The 20,721-nt window shown below is 41.8% G+C and carries 10 protein-coding genes; 8 read left to right on the forward strand and 2 right to left on the reverse strand.

Annotated features, from left to right (window positions below; genetic code table 11):
• Positions 1–37 precede the first annotated feature (37 nt).
• Genes Bovatus_RS21415 through Bovatus_RS21425 form a run of 3 tightly spaced genes read left to right on the forward strand, consistent with a single transcriptional unit; the run spans position 38 to position 5,947 of the window.
• Entirely contained in the window at positions 38–1,894 is a 1,857-nt protein-coding gene (locus tag Bovatus_RS21415) for a fimbrillin family protein (RefSeq protein WP_004320964.1), read from the forward strand.
• A 41-nt stretch (positions 1,895–1,935) separates the two neighbouring features.
• On the forward strand, positions 1,936–4,347 hold the full coding sequence (locus tag Bovatus_RS21420) for a pectinesterase family protein (RefSeq protein ID WP_004301529.1): 2,412 nt from the start codon (positions 1,936–1,938) through the stop codon (positions 4,345–4,347).
• Positions 4,348–4,372: 25 nt separating this feature from the next.
• A complete protein-coding gene (locus Bovatus_RS21425; protein ID WP_004320963.1) occupies positions 4,373–5,947 on the forward strand; it encodes a glycoside hydrolase family 28 protein in 1,575 nt (524 codons plus the stop codon).
• Positions 5,948–6,670: 723 nt separating this feature from the next.
• Here the strand turns inward: Bovatus_RS21425 and xyl3A are convergent.
• Positions 6,671–9,262: a xylan 1,4-beta-xylosidase gene (gene xyl3A, locus Bovatus_RS21430; RefSeq protein WP_004301531.1), complete on the reverse strand. Its 2,592-nt coding sequence runs from the start codon at positions 9,260–9,262 to the stop codon at positions 6,671–6,673.
• A gap of 338 nt (positions 9,263–9,600) precedes the next feature.
• Between xyl3A and Bovatus_RS21435 the strand changes: the two genes are divergently transcribed.
• Positions 9,601–11,607 (forward strand): family 43 glycosylhydrolase, encoded by a 2,007-nt coding sequence (locus Bovatus_RS21435; protein WP_004320962.1) that lies wholly within the window; start codon positions 9,601–9,603, stop codon positions 11,605–11,607.
• A gap of 223 nt (positions 11,608–11,830) precedes the next feature.
• A complete protein-coding gene (locus Bovatus_RS21440) occupies positions 11,831–12,598 on the forward strand; it encodes a class I SAM-dependent methyltransferase (RefSeq protein WP_004301534.1) in 768 nt (255 codons plus the stop codon).
• Between the two features lie 133 nt (positions 12,599–12,731).
• On the opposite strand, the gene Bovatus_RS21445 is transcribed toward Bovatus_RS21440, so the two are convergent.
• Positions 12,732–17,072: a hybrid sensor histidine kinase/response regulator transcription factor gene (locus tag Bovatus_RS21445; RefSeq protein ID WP_004301535.1), complete on the reverse strand. Its 4,341-nt coding sequence runs from the start codon at positions 17,070–17,072 to the stop codon at positions 12,732–12,734.
• 476 nt (positions 17,073–17,548) lie between these two features.
• Between Bovatus_RS21445 and Bovatus_RS21450 the strand changes: the two genes are divergently transcribed.
• From Bovatus_RS21450 to nagB, 3 genes are read left to right on the forward strand one after another with little or no spacing between them, the layout of a single operon-like run.
• Positions 17,549–18,526 carry a TIGR01212 family radical SAM protein gene (locus Bovatus_RS21450; protein WP_004301538.1) on the forward strand — a complete coding sequence of 326 codons (978 nt, stop codon included), beginning with the start codon at positions 17,549–17,551 and terminating at the stop codon, positions 18,524–18,526.
• A gap of 58 nt (positions 18,527–18,584) precedes the next feature.
• Positions 18,585–19,781, forward strand: a complete 1,197-nt coding sequence (locus tag Bovatus_RS21455) for an FprA family A-type flavoprotein (RefSeq protein WP_004301539.1) — start codon at positions 18,585–18,587, stop codon at positions 19,779–19,781.
• 48 nt (positions 19,782–19,829) lie between these two features.
• Positions 19,830–20,642: a glucosamine-6-phosphate deaminase gene (gene nagB, locus Bovatus_RS21460; protein ID WP_004301540.1), complete on the forward strand. Its 813-nt coding sequence runs from the start codon at positions 19,830–19,832 to the stop codon at positions 20,640–20,642.
• The last annotated feature ends 79 nt before the right edge of the window (positions 20,643–20,721 follow it).

Genomic DNA, 20,721 nt, shown 5'->3' on the forward strand with positions numbered 1-20,721 from the left:
AACTTACATGATTAAGAATAAATTAAAATATAATATTATGAATCTGAAACATTTATTTTTCTTAGCGGTTGCCGGAACGTTGGCAGTAGCTTGTAGTGAAGTTAATGAAAATTCTCTTACTGATGGCGATGGTCAAAGAATGCTTCGCACTATCAGTTCGGGCAACGACCGTTTCACTACACGATTGAATAGCGAAACCAGTGAATGGGAGAACGGTGATGCTATTGGTATATATATGTTCGATACGGAAGATAAGAATGTGTTGAACGATGCCCTTAACGTGAAATATACGACGATTGGCGAGGGGCTTACGGCGAACTTCTCGTCCGATCCCGGAATAGCAATCTATGATATGCCTACGAATTTCGTAGCCTATTATCCGCATACTACATCTGCAGATGTTATTGATGCCACAGCAGCACTTTATAAAGTAGATGTAAGCGATCAGTCTGACGGTATCTCTGCCCACGATTTAATGTGGGCAAAGGCTGCCAACCAGTCAACGGAATCATTGTTGGCAGGTGGATTGGCATTCACTTTCCATCATAAGTTAGTGCTTCTACGTGTTAAGATTACGAATGAAAACGTGTCGAATGTGACAAGTATAACGGTAGGGGGGATGAATACCACAGCTACTTTCAGCCTGATAGACGGGAAATTGACTAACATGGATACGCAGAAGTCTATTTCCCTGCAGAAAACAGGAGATAAATCTTTTATTGGTATCATGTTGCCTGCTGAAGAGTTGATAAATAAAATGTCGCTCACTATCATGGCAGACGGTGGTAAGTATCAGTACACAGTGCCTGAAGGCAGCAAGATAGATAAGTTTGTTGCAGGCTATGAGTATACCTTCAATATCAATGTAGGAAAAGAGACTAGCGGAGAAATAGGCGGTGGTTCCGGCAGCAACACACCTTGGGGTGATGGTGGCAGCGAGGATGGCGACGGTGATAAAGTTTCAGAGAATGAAGCAATTCCTGCTGATTATGCTCAAAAAGCGATTAATGCAGAAACAAACCTGTCGACAATATTGTCCGGTGCTTCCGGTAAAGTTGCGTTAGTATTTGCTGCCAATGCAGAAGGTTATACCTTTAGCGATGCAATGGTAGTGCCCGAAGCTGTAACAGAGTTGTTACTGATTGGTGATACAGAAAAACAAGTGAAGATGAATCTGAAACAGATACAATATACCAGTCTTCAAAAGATAGCATTGAATAACTTAGATATTACAGGTGATAACTCAACCGCTCTGCTGACTAACAATGAAACTGCCCAACTCGCTACTGATGCTGTGGTAGATTTCAAGAAGTGTAACTTTAGTAACATGAAGACTGTTTGTGACTGGTCAACCGGAGATAACGGGGCACAAAACTTACTTTCTGCTGTAGTGATCGATGATTGTCTGTTTGCCAATATGCAAAATGTCTTCAACTATTATGGTTCTAAAGCAATCACTATCACTAACTCTACACTTTATAAAATGACAGAACGCGTTATTTACGTGAAAGATGCCAATAGTGTAGTTATCACTGTCGAAAATTGCACATTGGCAGATATGGCAAAGACTCCATTTGAAAGCCGATATGCGAATGGTAATCTCTATTATAAGAATAATATTTCGGCCTGCTTCGTTACAAGTAACCCTAACATAGGCTATAAAATGGATGTACGGGAATTCTCCGGTAACTATGCAGCGGCAGCTACCGAAGCCGGACAGATGCCTGTATTGAATGTACATGGAAAAGCAATTGATACCAATACTTTTCCTAATGCCTGGATAGATACGTCCAAAACAGTTACCGAACTGTTTGAAGATGCAGGAAACGGCAACTTCAAACTGAGAATTGATGCTCAAGTAGGTGACCCGCGTTGGTATAAGAATGTAAAATAACCATTGAATTACTCTTGTAATACTGATTAAACATTACAGTTATGAAATTATTTCATTCATTATTATATCCCTTGTTAGGTGGTTTGTTTTGCCTCTCTTGTTCGGATGATGAGCAAGATTCAGGTACAAAACAACCTACTACTGCGGGAGAGGTTACCTTCGGTGTAGACCTCACAGGTTTCTCAACCCGTGTCACCCAAGACGGATCGTCATGGAATGACGGAGATAAGATCGGAACATACGTATTGGATATGAAGACTCTTGAACCTGTCACAGAAGCAGCGAATGTACCTTATGTCTGCTCGGAAGAGGGTGCGTCGGTTTCTTTCACTTCCACTACACCGCTGAAAGTGCAAAATGATGGAACACCGGTGAAGTTTGTGGCATACTATCCGTATAATGCCGATGTACGTAATTTTAATTATCCCGTGCAACTGGCCGCTCAAGAAAGAGGAAGTACGGCGTGCGACTTACTATATGCTGCCACGAAAGAAGAATACACCTACTCTCCGGAGAACGAACCCCATATCTCATTAAACTTTACCCATCGTCTGGCAAAAGTGATTCTGAAGTTTGTGAATATGGAAAAAGAACCGTTGGAAGTAAGTGATGTACGGATTGAGGGGATGCAAACTGCCGCTTCATTCAATATACAAACAGATGTACTGACGGTTGACGAAAGCTCTGTTGCTACAATCAACCCTTATCACAATGCTACAACAGGATTCTACGAAGCTATCATTCTTCCATCGGCATTGACAGACAGCTATAAAGTGTCTTTCGTATTGGACGATAGAGAGAAAGAGTGGATATTTACTAATTTGGACATTGCTTTGCCGCAATTCCACAAAGGTTATAGCTACACATTCGCACTCTACATAGACGACAGCGGCTTTGTAGAAATGGGACGTCTTGAAAATGTGGAAGGCGGAAACTCATCAGCTCCCTGGGAAGACGGAAGCAGTGAGGACGGAACGGCCGAAGGTGACAAGACTCCTGTATCAGGATATGCCTTCACACCTGCCGACGGCACGCAGCAAGCACTAGCAGATACCGAACTGAAAATCGCCTTTGAAGGCACTGCACCCGAACTTGGTACGAGTGGTTGTATCCGCATCTATCGTATGAGCGACCATAAACAGGTAGATGAAATCAATATGGCAGAACGCAGACAGTCTATCGTAAACGGTCAGACCCAACTGAATACGTGGATGGATATTATCGGCGTTACGCCTACCGGTTCTTCCGTTAGTCGTCGTATCGTCAATTATTATCCGGCACGGGTGGAAGGTAAGAGCTTCATTATCAAGCCTCATCAACAGCGCTTACAACCCGACACCGAATATTATGTAACCATCGAACAGGCAGCAGTGAAACAAACAGACTTCAAGGGAGTATATGGCCGTGCATGGACGTTCAAGACGAAGCCGGCACCAGCATTGACCGGACCGAACTATGAGGTGAAAATTAGTCACACCGACCCCAATGCTGACTTCTATACTTTGCAAGGTGCTATTGACTTCTGTGCCACACATGTCGATTTGAATGCTGCTAAGACATTCCGGATGGATGACGGTATCTATCAGGAGATTATCTACTTGCGCGATCAAAGCAACATCACAGTAAAAGGAAATGCTAGTGATAATACGGCTGTCAATATTCAATATGATAACAGCAATGATATTAACGGTGGTATAGGCGGCGGAACCAATATCGATCAGTTTGCCCCTACCGGCACTATTGTGCCCTCTTCCGGAGGTCGTTCGGTGGTGATACTCGATGGTAACAGTGATAAAATCCGCTTTGAAAATGTGACGATAGAGAATGCGTATGGCTGGACACTAGGCAAGAATGGTCAGGCCGAGGCACTTTATATTAACAACAAATCGGCTGCTTTTATCAATTGCCGTGTCTTGAGTTTCCAGGATACTTTGCTTCCCGGTGGAGGTTACAACTGGTTCAAAGATTGTTTCATAGCCGGAGCTACCGATTTCATCTGGGGGTCGGGTAAGGTGGTACTGTTTGAAGATTGTCAGATCCATGCACCTAGCGGTACACGTGCTGTAATGCAAGCGCGTGTCAGTGCGGGTTACTTGGGTTATGTATTCTTGAACAGCCGTTTCACGGTAGGCGAAGGCGTTACTAACTCTACTTTGATTTATCAGTTTGAGCCGGACAATCTGACCTTCTTAAACTGTACGTTTGCCGATGTGTACGGTCCTAACTTTGTAGGAGAGAATAAACCGCTGACACCGGCTGTACCTACTGTTGCCACCGGCTGCAAACTTTACAACTGCAAGACTGAATCGGGTTCTGATATTTATCAATCTATTCCGGCAACGGTGCGCAATACAGTGCTGCAACTTAGTAAGGAACAATACGATCAATACTTCGGTACACGTGAAACCATCATGAGTTGGGATGGCTATACCGATGTGGCTTGGTTCAAATAATAAAATGTTTAGGTAAAAAGATACGATGAATAGATTGAATCGAATGACTGGCTTGGTATCGGTCATCATAGGACTATTTTGTGCTTGTCAGGGTACTGCCAAGCAGGTGGATGTGGAGACAGATTTGAAGGCAATGTATGCAGACCTTCCTTTCTCCATGCCCGCCATAGAGCGTCCCGTTTTTCCCGATTATCAGGTAAATATCTGTGATTTCGGAGCAAAAAGCGATGGGGTGACGCTGAACACGGAGGCTATTAATAAGGCTATCAAAGTAGTGCACGACAAAGGAGGGGGTAAAGTAATCATTCCGGAAGGTTTGTGGCTCACAGGCCCCATTGTTTTGCAAAGTAACGTCAATTTGCATGCAGAAAAGAATGCTTTGATTGTGTTTAGCGGTGACACCTCGTTGTATCCGATTATTACGACTTCATTTGAAGGACTGGATACACGGCGCTGCCAGTCGCCTATCTCGGCAATGAATGCAGAAAACATAGCTATTACCGGTTATGGCGTTTTTGATGGAGCGGGAGACAGATGGCGTCCTGTGAAGAAGGATAAAATGACGGACAGACAGTGGAAGAATCTGGTGAACTCCGGTGGTAATGTGGATGAGAACGGCAAGGTGTGGTATCCTAATGAAGGGGCATTGAAAGCATCCGTTCTCATGTCTGGCCAGGGGAATCAACAGGCTGAAATCACGAGTGAAGAATGGGAGGAGATGAAAAGTTGGCTGCGTCCTGTACTGCTAAGTATTGTGAAGAGTAAAAAGGTGCTTCTGGAAGGCGTGACTTTCAAAAACTCTCCGAGCTGGTGTCTTCATCCGCTTTCGTGCGAATCTTTGATATTGAATGATGTAAAGGTGTTCAATCCCTGGTATTCGCAGAACGGAGACGCGCTCGATGTGGAATCATGCAAGAATGTGCTGATTGCCAACTGTTTCTTTGATGCGGGAGATGATGCAATCTGCCTGAAGTCTGGTAAAGACGAAGATGGCCGTCGCAGAGGTGAACCTTGTGAGAATGTGATTGTGAGAAACAATACCGTTTTGCATGGTCATGGCGGATTCGTAATTGGTAGTGAGATGTCCGGAGGAGTGAAGAATGTATATGTGTCCGAATGTTCTTTTATCGGTACGGATGTCGGGTTGCGGTTTAAAAGTGCCCGTGGACGTGGTGGCGTCGTGGAGAATATTTACATCAATAATATAAATATGATTGATATTCCTAATGATGCTTTGATTGCCGATTTATATTATGCGGCCAAAAGTGCTCCCGGTGAACCGATTCCGAGTGTGAGTGAAGAGACTCCTGCTTTTAGGAACATCTATATCTCGGATGTGTTTTGCAGGGGAGCAGGACGGGCGGCGTATCTGAACGGACTTCCCGAAATGCCGATTGAGAATATTTCCATCAAGAATATGGTGGTTACTGGTGCTAAAGAGGGTATTGTAGTGAATCAAGTGGCAAAGCTCAACATCGAGAATGTTGAAATTGACACTCCTGACCAATCTATGATACAGATCGAAAATACAACGGATATCACCATTAACGGAAAAGATCTGGGAACGATTTCAGAGAAACGGTTGCTGACCAAGAACTAACTGTACTACTCGTTTTTATACTGTTTTTATTGTCAATCTGTCAGAACGGAAGTTAAAGAAGTGAATTACAGTATAATATATGTTGACAATAGAAGCTGACAATAGGCTGACAATAAGAATTAAGAGTTCTATTGTCAGCCTGTTTTTTTATTGTATAGTTATGCTGACATCTTGGAATTGTTGTTTTAAGGTTCTGATATAGTTGCATTCGTATGCCTGTACAGTTGAGTAAGTATGTCTGTATAGTTGAGTAAGTATACCTGTATAGTTTGATTAGTGTGCCGGTATAGTTGGGCAAAGGTGCCGCTATCTTTACCTTCCCACGGCCGTGGTAGCTTCTTCTCACGGCCGTGGTGAGATACTACCACAGCCGTGGAAAGATCTCGTCACGGCCGTGAAGAACTAACAAGATCGATACTTTAGCAGAACGATAACGGCACCTTAGTTGAACAATAACGGTGTCTTTGCGGAATAATGCAGGCTTGGTAAGTAAGGGATAATAGCTGCATAGTGCAGTTTTAAACAATAATAGGCTGACAATAAAAGACGAAAATCTTTATTGTCAGCCTATTGTCAGCTTCTATTGTCAGTGGGTAATAGCTTGAAAACAATCACTTTATGAAGCCATAACTCTTGGCCTGACAATAAAAACCATTTTTTTATAAATTCTCAATGTAGCCTAAGTTCATTAACCCGGCCTCAAATTGTATGTAATAGCATTGCCTATTGAATCTGAATACTGCACGTTTGCAAGTCTTTTTCATTTGAACTGTTTCCGTAAAGTATCTTATATGTTCCGTTTAAAGGACGTATGGTATTGGTCGCTGCATCAAACCATTCGAAAGAATCGTACGGAAGCTCTATCTGGACGTTCTGTGTCTTACCTTTAGCAATGCTAACCCGTTGGAAACCACGAAGAGTTTTTTGCGGACCTTCTTTGTCGTCAGGACGGCAGATGTACACTTGAACCACTTCTTCACCGTCTCTCTGCCCGACGTTACTTACCGGGATAGTAAGAATTGCTTTTTCGCCTTTGGTCAGCTTCGATTGGTTCAGGGTCGCTTTCCCATAAGAGAAACGGGTATAACTTAAACCGTAGCCGAATGGATAAAGAGGTGTTTCCGTCATGAAACGGTAGGTACGTCCCTTCATCGAATAATCTTCATAATCCGGTAATTGTTGCATGCTTTTATAGAAAGTGATAGGCAGACGTCCGGCAGGATTGTAATCTCCGAAAAGAACATCGGCAACGGCTGTTCCACCTGCCTGTCCGGGATACCATGCTTGCAGGATAGCATCGCAATTCTGCGTTTCAGGCACGATGGCCATTGCCGAACCGGAGAAGTTGACGAATACTGTTTTCTTTCCATTCTTCTTTAGAAGAGCAAGAACTTCGCGCTGGATGGCGGGCAATTCGATTTCTGTACGGTCGCCGCCTTTGAATCCGGGGTCGGATACCCGCATGGATTCTCCTTCCAATAGGGGGGAGATACCTCCGGCAAAGATAACTACATCTGCGCTTTGCAACTTGTTCAGGATTTCACGGGCATCCATTGGAGTTTGTTTTGCCAAGTCGAAGTTCAGTGTAGGGTTATCTTTAACCTGAATAAAACGCAACTCGATGTCGTAACTCTTTCCTGCTTCGTAGTTGAAAGAATACAGATTGGTATGATTCTTGATGTTGGTGGCTTCTGCTATTTGCTTGCCGTTGAGGAATAAAGTAACTCCTCCGTTAGTCATCACGCGGAAAGTGGCGGCACCGGAATCTGTTGGGCGGAAAGTGGAACGATAGATGGCGGTGAAGTTTTTCAATCCTACACCGGGAGCAAATACGGTAGAACCTTCTGCACTGAAATGGAAAGGAGTGGTCAGACGGTCGGTTGCGGCAATCTTGCCTTTATATTCGCGGTTATTCCAGTAGGTGGCGTTGAATCCGGCTTCTCCGTCGATGCTGCACTGATTGAATAGGCTGTGCAGGGTGGTGTCGTTTGTATATCCGCATACAGGTTCGTAGATGATTTGTGCGTCAGGTAGTTTGGCGCGTATTCCTTCCAGTAGAGTAACGGTATGTGAAGGGAAGCCGTTGTAGTTACCCCATTGCATTACCGAGTCGTTGGCGTTGGGGCCGATGACTGCGACTTTCATCTGACGGTTTAATGGAAGGATGTTGTTATTGTTTTGGAGTAATACCAGACTTTCGTGTGCCATTTTCAGTGCCAGTTCTTTGTGTTTGGGACAGTCGATAACAGAAAATGGAATGTTACTCCAGGGATGAGTCGAATTCATTTCTCCCAGTTCAAAGCGGGCTTTCAGTAGTCTTTTGACTGATGTATTGATTTTCTCTTCCGAAATCAGGCCTTTTTTCACAGCATCGGTGATGCTTTTGAAGTTACCGCCACATTCGAGATCTGTTCCGCTTAAAACAGCGTCGGCAGAGGCATGGGCGGCATCGGGATGCGTTTCATGTTTCTTGCGTTGGAAAAAGTCTCCGATTGCTCCGCAGTCGGTGACTACGATTCCTTTGAATCCCCAGTCGTTGCGGAGAATTTGGGTTAACAGACGGTTGCTGCCGCAGCAGGGATCGCCTTCGAAACGGTTGTAAGCGCACATCACTTCTTTAACTCCTGCTTTTTGTACCAGTTCCTTGAAAGCAGGAAGGTAGGTTTCCCATAAGTCTCTGGGTGCAATGTTTTCTGCGTTGAAGCTGTGACGGTTCCATTCGGGACCCGAGTGTACGGCAAAGTGTTTGGCGCAGGCATGAAGTTTGTCATATTCGGCATCTTCCGGTCCTTGCAGACCTCTGACTGCCGCCATTCCCATACGTCCGCTTAAATAAGGGTCTTCGCCGTATGTTTCCTGTCCTCGTCCCCAGCGGGGGTCGCGGAAGATATTGACGTTGGGAGTCCACATGGTCAGTCCCTGATAACGTTTATATTGTCCTTTTTCATTGAATTGGCGGTTCTTGGCGCGTGCTTCGTCAGATACGGCATCAAAGACTTCGTATAATAGTTCGTCGTTGAAAGAAGCGGCCATACCTATGGCTTGTGGAAAGACAGTAGCCAGTCCGGCGCGGGCAACGCCATGAAGAGCTTCGTTCCACCATTCATACGGCTTAATGCCAAGCCGGGGAATAGCCGGTGAGTTGTTTTGCATCAACGCCACTTTTTCTTCTAATGTGAGGCGTTGAAGTAAATCGTCCGCCCGTTGTTCCGCAGTTAATTTCGTGTCCTGATAGGGATACTTGCTGGGTTGTTGTGCCTGTACATTTACCCCTTGAATTCCGATAAGACAGGCAATGATCCATTGCTTTTTCATTTTCTAGTTCTTTTGGTTTTTAGATTTGAGACTGCAATAGTACGTGCTTTTCATTATTTTTGTGGGGAATATCCGGTAGAAAAGGAGGATTTCCTATGCAAGGCTTATTTGGAGCCGATAAATCCATAGACCTGTTCAAAGATAAAACATTTTAGCTGAATAGAACGTGAACTTTATAATGTAAATAGAAAGATACTGAAATGTTTGTTTGAAAGGGTATGTATGATTGTCCTCCTTTTGTACTGATTATTACTCTGGCAGGATGGAGGAAATGCTTAATATTGCATTGTTAATTAAGCTCATCCGGGCGTTTATTCATTGATTAAAATGCGAATACTATGATGTATCATTCGACTTGTTCTTTTAAGTGTTTACCTTATCTTTTGATTCTGGGGTGCATATTGACGTTCCTGCAAGCTTGTGCACCTGTTCAGAGATATGTCCTGTTATCCTCCGATAATGGTGACGGAACCTATACCAATCCGGTGATTAATGCCGATTATCCTGATCCGGATATTATCCGTGTAGGGGAGGATTATTACATGGTTAGTTCGTCCTTCGTGGCAATGCCGGGAATTCCGGTCTGTCATTCGAAAGATTTGATTAATTGGCAAATTATCGGTCATGCCTATGACAGTATCACTTTCCAGCCTCAATATCGGATGGAAAATGAGAAAACGGCTTATAGCCGTTTGTGCTGGGCCCCTACCATCAGATATGATGAAGGCATTTATTATATAGGAGTCAATATTGCGGATGATGGCTTCGTCATGTTTAAGAGTACGAGGCCGGAAGGTCCTTATACGATGCATAAGTTTGAAAAGCGGTTGTATGATCCCGGCTTTTTTATTGATGATGACGGTAAAAAGTATGTCACTCACGGAAAAGGGAAAATCTATCTGACGCGGTTGAAAGATGATGCTACGGGAGTGCTCGACCCTCAAGATAAAGGAACGCTCATTATAACAGCTCCCGAAGGTTACGGCCATTTGTTTGAGGGATGTCACACTTATAAAAGAAACGGATGGTATTATGTCTTTAATCCGGCGTTGGGGTATGATGGGGTGCAGATGATAAGCCGTTCACGAAACCTTTATGGACCTTATGAAACGAAAGTTCTGATAGATGATGATATTAATTATGCCGGTGCAGGTGTTCATCAGGGTGGGTATATAGAAACGGCTGAAGGAGAATCCTGGGCATACACTTTTCAAGATCGCGATTATATGGGGAGGTGTCTTATGTTATATCCTATGAAATGGGAGAATGAATGGCCGGTTGTCGGACCGGAAGGCAGACCGGGGAAAGGAGTGGTTACTTATCGGAAACCGGCAGTCAAAGGTAAACATAAGATGAATTATCCTCATCATTCCGATTCTTTTGACAAACCGGAATTGGCTCCGGTCTGGGAATTTAATCATGTTCCGTATAAAGAGAAGTGGAGCTTGACGGACAGGCCGGGTTATTTTAGAATATATGCTCAACATGCCAAAGGTTTTTATTGGGCGAGGAACTCGTTAACTCAAAAGGTGACAGGACCGTATAGCACGGGCACGGTATTATTAGACTTGTCCGGTTTAAAGGAAGGTGACTTTGCCGGAAATGGGATTATGGGAAGAATGATGTATCAATTTGGAGTCAGAAAGAAGGACAACCGCTTTTGGCTTGAAATGAGAAAAGGGAACCGGAATGCGGCAGAGATGATTGTGGATAGTCTTGAATTGAAAGATGTTCAGAGAATTTATCTGCGCACAGAAACAACGAAAGAAGGGGCTACTCGTTTTCATTATAGTTTGGATAATCGCCAATATCATCGTTTCGGTCCTGAAGGTGTTTCTAATTTCTGGGGATTTCTAGGGATACGGCATGCACTCTGTTGTTATAATGTAATGAAAGGAAATCCTTGCGGATATGCCGACTTTGACTCTTTTGAACTGGAAAGTGCGCATCGCGGCAATCATTATGATGCATTTACGGAAATAGACTTCTTTCGTTATGACGACCGGGAAGGGATGACATTGGTTCGTCCTGTCGGCAAACGTCCGATGCAATTTCTAACGGATATAAAGGACAGCGATTGGCTTGTGTTTAATAACTTGACATTTAAGAAAAGACCCGGAAAGATAACATTCGAACTGCAGGCTTTGAATCCGGGAGGAGTTCTTGAGATGAGAAGAGGTTCTTTACAAGGGGAACTGTTGGCTTCTTGCACTATTCAATCTACTAACGGGGAGTGGACGAAGCAGAGTTTTGAAGTAAAGAAATTACGAAAGAAAGAGAAAGTCTATTTTGTGTTCGGAGGTTCAAATAAGAGCTTATCTATTAAGAATTTCATATTTGAGTAGAATATCCAGCAAGGTCATATATCGAACCTTTATCGAAATAGAAAATCACTAAAGTAAAGGTTTTAGAGGATAATCATAGCTGGCTTATAGATATTTACTACATTTGCGAACGACCGGTAATACTTCCGGTTATTTATAGAATATCCTTTTGGTACATTGTGCGTTGGGGATATTCTTGTTTGTATAAGAAATAATAGTAAATAATGGATATTGGAGGAGGCAAATGAATAGTGATTATAAAGTTGGCGATTTAATTTATGATGCAAATATTTATGATGGAATGAATACCAGCATGGATGATTTGCAATTTTATAAGCGGTGGTTACCTAAAAACAAGGATGCCCGAATACTTGAGCTTTGCTGTGGAATTGGCAGACTTACTCTTCCTATTGCAAAGGATGGATATGATATAAGTGGGGTTGATTACACTGCTTCAATGCTCCATCAGGCTAAGATGAAAGCTGCCGAGGCTGGACTAAGAATCAATTTCATTCAGGCGGATATCAGGACTCTGGATTTACAGAAGAAGTACGACCTTATTTTTATTCCATTTAATTCGATCCATCATTTATATGAGAATGAAGATTTATTTAAGGTACTTCATGTCGTTAAAAATCACCTCAAAGACGGAGGCTTATTTCTGTTGGATTGTTTTAATCCGAATATTCGGTATATAGTTGAAGGTGAGAAAGAGCAGCAGGAAATAGCCACGTATACAACTGGCGATGGAAGAGAAGTCTCGATAAAGCAGACAATGCGATATGAAAATAAAACCCAGATTAATCGGATCGAATGGCATTATTTTATCAATGGTGAATTCAATTCTATTCAAAATCTGGATATGAGAATGTTTTTCCCTCAAGAGTTGGATTCATATTTGGAATGGAATGGTTTTAGTATTATTCATAAATATGGAGGATTTGAAGAAGAAGTATTTAATGGTGATTCGGAAAAACAGGTGTTTGTTTGTCAATGTAAGTTTGGATATTGATGTGTTGTTGACAGGCAAATCTCTTTATCTTGTATGAAAAGTCCCTTTATATCAGTTTACTCTATCGAATTTCGATTGATCGAATAATGAGACAACCGGGTATAAAGGGACTTTTTATATTCTTATCAAAGAGTTATTTTTTTCTCTCTTTGTATTCTGACGGGGTAATTCCTATCACTTTCTTGAAGCACTTGCTGAAATATTTCGGATCGTTGAACCCCGTCATATATGCTACCTGGGAGAAGTTATATTCGTCGCTGTCAATCAGTTGTACGGCACGTTTGATACGTATTTCCCGTATAAAGTCAACAGGTGTCAGTCCGACGATTGATTTTAATTTCCGGTAGAAGATTGTACGGCTAAGCATCAACTGTTCTGCAAATTCGTCAATCGTTAGTTCGGCATTGTCCATCTGTTCTTCCATGTATGCCATTACTTTTTTCATAAATTGCTCGTCGTATGGAGTAATCTGTGGTTGTGAAGGAGTCAGAGGATCGGGAGAAGAGGTATTCTTTCCTTCCATCAGCCTATTCATATAGAGTTCCTGCAATGCTTTGCGTTGTCGTAACAAGGAGGCTACACGGGTCTTTAGATAAGTAGCACTGAAAGGTTTGGTGATATAATCGTCAATGCCTTGTTCCAATCCGGCGATACGGTCGTCCAGAGAGGCCTTGGCTGATAATACAATGATGGGGATATGGCAAATATTGTTGTTCTCTTTGATTTGCCTAATCATTTCTAAACCGTCCATCACCGGCATCATAACATCGCTGATAATAAGATCGGGCAGGTCGTCAACAGCATGTTGCAATCCCTCTTCACCATTGGAAGCTGTGATTACCGTATAATTCTCCGACAAAATACTTTTCAGAAAAGCCTTTAACTCTTCATTATCTTCTACCACCAATATGGAGAAACCATCCGAATTAGTCTCAAGGTCTTCTTTTTCTTCCACCTCTTCCGGCGCTTTCATGCTATCGACGGGATGAGGCGCTGAACTCTGACTATCATTCAGGATAAATTCGACCTGTACATCCTCCTCGAAAATTTCCCGTTGTAAAGGCAAGCTTACTGTAAAACGGCTGCCTACTCCGGGTTGACTATTTACTGTAATAGTGCCATGATGCATTTCCACCATCTCTTTCACGAGAGACAGCCCGATGCCGGAAGATGGTTGCAGAATATTCTGTTTTACCAATGACTCGAAGCGTTGGAACAAGGAATGTTGCTTTTCTACTGCAATTCCGATTCCTTCGTCTGCAACCTCTATCTCTACCGTCTTCTCTTTCGTTGTGATATTGACTGTAATCGACTTGTCGGCAGGTGTATATTTGAATGCATTGGAAAGCAGATTGAAGAATATCTTTTCAAACTTGTCTCTATCCACCCAGCTATATACCGACTGGATGGTAGAAGTCAGCTGATAGTTTATGTTCTTTTCTTCAGCTATCAGTTTGAAGCTACTCATCACCTTTTGCAAAAGTGGAATCAAATCGGTCTCTTCAATCAGTAGTTTCATTTTCTGATTCTGAATCTTGCGGAAATCCAGAATCTGATTCATCAGTCGGAGCATGCGCTCTGTGTTCTGATGTACCAAAGTCAAATGCTCACGGGCGGAAGGAGAAAGCGGTTCATTCTCTAATACCTCTGTCACAGGGCTACTGATTAAAGTTAGCGGAGTACGTAACTCATGAGATATGTCAGTAAAGAATCGCAGTTTGATATTTGCTAATTGTTGTTCCATATCCACTCTGTGACGTAACCGATAGATGTAAAACAACACATATACGATGCTTGCCGTAAAGAGTATGAATAGAATGAAATAGAGCAGCCATGCCCAGTAGGTTTCCCAAAAGGTGGGGAGTACATGTATAGATAGAGTCCGTACATTGTCCACCCAGACCCCGTCACTGTTTGTTGACTTTATCTGCAACTGATATTTGCCTGCAGGTAAGTTGATGTAGCTAGCGGAACGGTTATTATCTGCTTCATTCCATTCTTCTTCTAGTCCTTGCAGGCGATAGGCATATAAAATCCCTTTTGGATTGACATAATCAAGTGCAGCAAACTGGAAAGTTACATTCCTTTGAGAGGGCTCCAGTTCCAATTCTTCCAGATTGTCAATAGAGTGATCGGTAAGGTGTCCTTGAATCTTGAGTCCTGTAAACACAATAGGAGGGACATAGCTACTCTTCCGCATCTTCTCCGGAGAAACTTCCAGAAAGCCTTTATCAGTTCCTAAGATAATTTGGTTACGGGCATTGATAATAGGAAGAGCTTCGGAGAAATTGAATTCCTGATAGATGGAACTTAATTCATAGTTCTCAAAAGTTTCTTTGGCAGGATCGAATTTGGAGAGCGCAATCTCCGAAACAACCCATAGCTGATTCTGTGTATCTTCAATCATTGATAGTGCCAAATCGGAAGCCAGCCCGTTGTTCTTGTCGTAGTTTCTGAATTGGATATTCTCGTTCAGCAGATTGGGAGATATCACTTTATTTACGCCTCCGGTGAAACTGATGATATAAGTGGTTTTATTCTTGTCTGTATAGATATGCATGATATCGTTGGCACTAAGACTGTTTTTATCTCCCGGTCTACGGATATTCCGGTAGAATTTAATCTCTTCCAGGCGTTCGAAGTTGTTCGAGAATGTCAGCAGTCCGTTAGTCGTTCCCACTAAAATCACTCCTCCCGGAGCTTCTGCAATATTGCGTACTTTCATACCGTAAGCTATGGGATAGTTTCTTAACTCATTATTACTATGAATAAATGAAACTTTTCCATCTTTAGCTTGTGCCAGCAGATTTAATCCACCCCCATAACATCCTATCCAAATATGATTACGACTGTCCTGAAAGATAGCATAAATACTATTACTGCTTAAACTATAAGGATCATTTGTCTGGTGTTCAAAATGGTGAATAGAGTAATGATTTGCTCCTGTCTTTTTAAGTTGGAAAAGTCCGATTTCTTTAGTCCCCAACCATATATTTCCATCTTTATCTTCCAGAATCGAATATACCCCATTATAGAACGATTGTTTTTCCTTAATGATATTTCCTTGTTTGGATAAGTACCCCACCAGGTTACCATCCGGTGCGAATATCTGGATATAATTAGATTTCGATGCTGTCCATAGACGTTTATTGCTGTCTTGCAGGAATGCACGTGTTTCTGCCTCGTAATCAGTCAGGTTAAATTGATAGCTCTGTGGAAAGAAGCATAGTTTCTCTACACCACGTGCTGTTGCAAACCAACAGTTTCCCTGATTATCCAATGTATAAGACCTGACTAACGGACTGAAAATAGACTTAGGATTATTGATATCCGTAAGAAGCGGTTTGAGAGTTCTTTCTTTCCGGTCATAGTAGCAAAAGTTTCCTTCCGTGGGGAGTAACCATAGGTTTTTCGCATTATCTTCAAAAATAAGTTTGCGACTTTTACGCCCATGCTTGATAATCTCATCTTTTGGGGTGAACAGATGCTCTTTTTCATTGGTCACGAGGTTAAGATGGACAATGCCCGGATCTTTTGAAAAAATCCAGATATCTCCCAAGTGGTCTTGATAGACAGATTCTACATCGTTGGAAGTTTGGGTAGCTGTACGGATGTCTATTTGCTGGAAACTGTTCTTCGGGATAGAATACAAAATCACTCCATTATCCGTTCCCAATGCCAGCATATCTTTTCCTATGGTAGTGACATTGTTTATTTTATGATGCGGATAAGGAATATCTACGAATTTCAGTTTTTTAGTGTGGAAGTCATATCTGGCTAACTTGTCATTTTCTGCAATCAGATAGATCGTTTCCTTTATTTGGGTGATGAACTGGAAAGGAAAGTCAGTATCCAGTGTTTTCTTTCCTATGATGGAAACACCTTTATCCGTCAATATCCATTCATCTTCTTCAGAGTCTTGATAAATGTTAAATATTTGATTTCCTTTCAGGTTGTGGTTGGAAGCTGAATAAAGTGTGATGCCTTCTCCTTTTTTGCATAATTGTTCGTCCACTCTGAATGCATATCCGCTTTCACAGAGAATCCAGGCAATCCCTTTCTCCAGCGAATAAATGCGTGTAACATTGTTAGTTTGTTTCGTGGAAAGTTCAATAGGTTGGAGAACATCAATAAACTTCTCGGTTTCCACATCAAAAAGACAGGCTTGTCCATCGTAAGTGGGGCACCATATATCTCCGTATTTGCTTTCTGAAATAGTTCCCATGCGATTACTGCCGAATGCATATTTACTCTCTTGCGAAGTTTTATATGTCTTAAAAGTGTATCCGTCAAACTTGTTAAGCCCGTTCCAGGTACTAAACCAAACAAGCCCTTTCTGATCCTGTAAAATGCTCATTACATTACCTTGAGCGAGACCGTCACTCACGGAGAAATGTTTAACTTGGCAGATAGGTTGAGCAGCTATATCGATCGCTATTGTTAGAAGAAGAAATAAAGTATGGAGCCGTTTCATAGTAGTTACTTTAATGTTTATAGCAAAAATAAACAAAACAATGCAGAATGGAAAGTCCGATAAGTGGTTTGAACGAATAATACTCGTTTTTTCCTATTTTTTCCTCTTCATCCTATACAGCATTGATCTCTATGTTGTGTTTTGAACAAAAATAAGAGAGTAATATTAGTTAAAAAAATCCTCTTTATAATCTGAATAAGATTATAAAGAGGATAATTTTATTGACAAGAGTTGCATGGGGTATGGTGAGATGAAATCATAATTGGGGAATAAATTGCACAAGACTTTCACAAGTATCCTCCTGCCAATACCTAAAATCATAGCAAAGCTAATTAAATAGTTTTTCGAATTGCAATATTTATTAATTTATCTTATGGTATTTATGAAATTTTTAATATATTGAAGATATTTTGTGCCAACTTTCCGTAACTCGTTGATTTTGCTTATGTTTGTAGGTAAAATAAAGAATGAAGTGAATGAATATGTCTACACAGCTATTATATAATGATTTCCCTACTTTTTTGCGGAAATATTTTCCTTACAAAGTACAAAAGATTTCATTGAATGCAGGTTTCACTTGCCCCAATCGTGATGGTACAAAAGGGTGGGGTGGATGTACTTACTGCAATAACCAGACTTTTAATCCGGATTATTGTCGGACAGAGAAATCTATTGCTATTCAATTGGAAGAAGGTAAATGCTTTTTTGCCCATAAATATCCGGAAATGAAATATTTGGCCTATTTTCAGGCCTACACCAATACATATGCGGAGTTGGAAGGCTTGAAGCGTAAGTATGAGGAAGCATTGGCGGTGGATGGGGTAGTCGGGCTGGTGATTGGTACGCGTCCCGATTGTATGCCGGAAAGTTTGTTGCGTTATCTGGAAGATTTGAACAAACATACGTTTCTCATGGTAGAATATGGGATCGAAAGCACTTGTGATGAAACCTTAAAACGCATCAATCGGGGGCATACTTATGCAGATACAGTAGAAGCTGTGTGTCAGACAGCGGCCTGTGGTATCCTGACAGGTGGACATATCATCCTCGGACTTCCGGGAGAAACACATGATACAATGGTGGCACAAGCCGAAATTCTTTCCGATCTGCCTTTAGCTACACTTAAAATCCATCAGTTACAGTTGATCCGTGGTACGCGAATGGCGCATGAGTATGACGTAACTCCTGCTGGCTTTCATTTGTTTAACGAGGTTGAGGAATATATTGATCTGGTGATTGATTATGTAGAACATCTCCGTCCCGATATGGTTGTGGAACGTTTTGTTTCCCAATCTCCTAAAGATTTATTAATAGCTCCGGACTGGGGATTGAAAAATTATGAATTTGTAGCTCGTTTACAAAAAAGAATGAAAGAAAGAGGTGCTTATCAAGGTAAGAAGTATAGGGATTCGGAAAAAAGGATTATTTTTGCAAACGATAAACTTACCACTTAATAAATAGCTGTTTTGCGGAGTATAGAATAGTGGAAGAAATATTTAATGGATTTGAAAGATGGAAAGTAAAACAAGAATTAAAGGAAATGTCCACTATGTGGGAGTAAATGACCGTAACAAGCACAGATTTGAAGCGATGTGGCCATTGCCCTATGGAGTTTCATATAACTCTTATCTGATTGATGATGAAATGGTGGCATTGGTAGATACGGTAGATATCTGTTATTTTGAAGTCTACTTGCGTAAAATCAAGCAAGTGATTGGAGAACGTCCCATTAATTATTTGATTATAAATCATATGGAACCGGATCATTCGGGATCTATCCGATTGATTAAACAACATTATCCGGAAATTATTATCGTGGGTAATAAGCAAACATTCGGTATGATTGAAGGTTTCTATGGGGTAACCGGTGAACAATATCTGGTAAAGGACGGTGATTTCCTCGCTTTAGGACGTCACAAACTGCGTTTTTATATGACTCCAATGGTGCATTGGCCGGAAACGATGATGACTTTTGATGAAACGGATGGAGTTCTTTTCTCCGGTGACGGATTCGGATGTTTTGGTACTGTAGATGGCGGATTCCTGGATACCCGGATCAATGTCGATAAGTACTGGGGAGAAATGGTTCGTTACTACTCTAATATCGTTGGTAAATACGGAAGCTCCGTGCAAAAGGCTTTGCAGAAATTAGGTGGACTTCCCATTTCTGCCATTTGTTCTACTCACGGACCTGTATGGACAGAGAATATTGCAAAGGTGATCGGCATATATGATCGTTTGAGTCGTTATGATGCGGATGAAGGTGTTGTTATTGCCTACGGAAGCATGTATGGAAATACAGAGCAGATGGCGGAAGCTATTGCTGAAGAGCTTTCTGCACAGGGGGTTAAGAATATCGTTATGCATAACGTAACAAAGAGTCATCCTTCTTATATCATAGCGGATATTTTCCGTTATAAGGGATTGATTATCGGTTCTCCTACGTATAGTAATCAGATATTTCCGGAGGTGGAAGCGCTGCTTTCAAAGATTCTGCTGCGTGAGGTGAAGGGACGCTATTTGGGTTACTTCGGTTCTTTTGCATGGGCAGGTGCTGCGGTGAAACGTCTGGCGGAGTTTGCTGAAAAGAGTAAATTCGAATTGATCGGTGATCCGGTGGAGATGAAGCAGGCTATGAAAGACCTGACTTATACCCAGTGCGAAAATCTGGCACGTGCCATGGCGGACCGTTTGAAGAAAGATCGTTAAAACAGTGAATGAGATAATTTATTAACTAACCTATAAAATAATCGACTTATGAGACTTATTATTCAGCCGGACTACCAGTCCGTATCTCTGTGGGCTGCACATTACGTTGCCGCTAAAATAAAAGCTGCCAATCCAACCCCCGAGAAACCATTTGTATTGGGCTGTCCCACCGGATCATCTCCTCTGGGCATGTATAAAGCTTTGATCGACCTGAATAAGAAAGGAATCGTTTCCTTCCAGAATGTGGTAACATTCAACATGGACGAATATGTAGGATTGCCGAAAGAACATCCGGAAAGCTATTATTCTTTCATGTGGAATAACTTTTTCGGTCATATCGACATTAAACCCGAGAATACTAATATTCTGAATGGTAACGCTCCGGATCTGGATGCAGAATGTGCACGTTACGAAGAAAAGATCAAGTCATACGGTGGCATCGACCTGTTCATGGGTGGTATTGGTCCTGACGGACATATTGCATTCAACGAACCGGGATCTTCATTGACTTCACGCACTCGTCAGAAAACGTTAACAATGGATACCATCATTGCTAACTCCCGTTTCTTTGATAATGACATCAACAAAGTTCCTAAGACTTCTTTGACAGTGGGAGTAGGTACTGTGCTTTCTGCAAAAGAAGTGATGATTATTGTAAATGGTCATAACAAAGCTCGTGCTTTGTATCATGCGGTAGAAGGTGCTATCACACAGATGTGGACAATCAGTGCATTGCAAATGCATGAAAAGGGTATTATCGTTTGTGATGATGCTGCTACAGCTGAATTGAAAGTGGGTACTTACCGTTACTTCAAAGATATCGAATCTGCTCATTTGGATCCGGAATCATTGATTAAGTAATTTGTAATGAAATAATAGAAATAAGGGCTGCGCACTGAAAATGTGACGCAGCCCTTTTTATTTCTGATACTATTATGTG

It is taken from the genome of Bacteroides ovatus (assembly GCF_001314995.1).
Classification (GTDB): domain Bacteria; phylum Bacteroidota; class Bacteroidia; order Bacteroidales; family Bacteroidaceae; genus Bacteroides; species Bacteroides ovatus.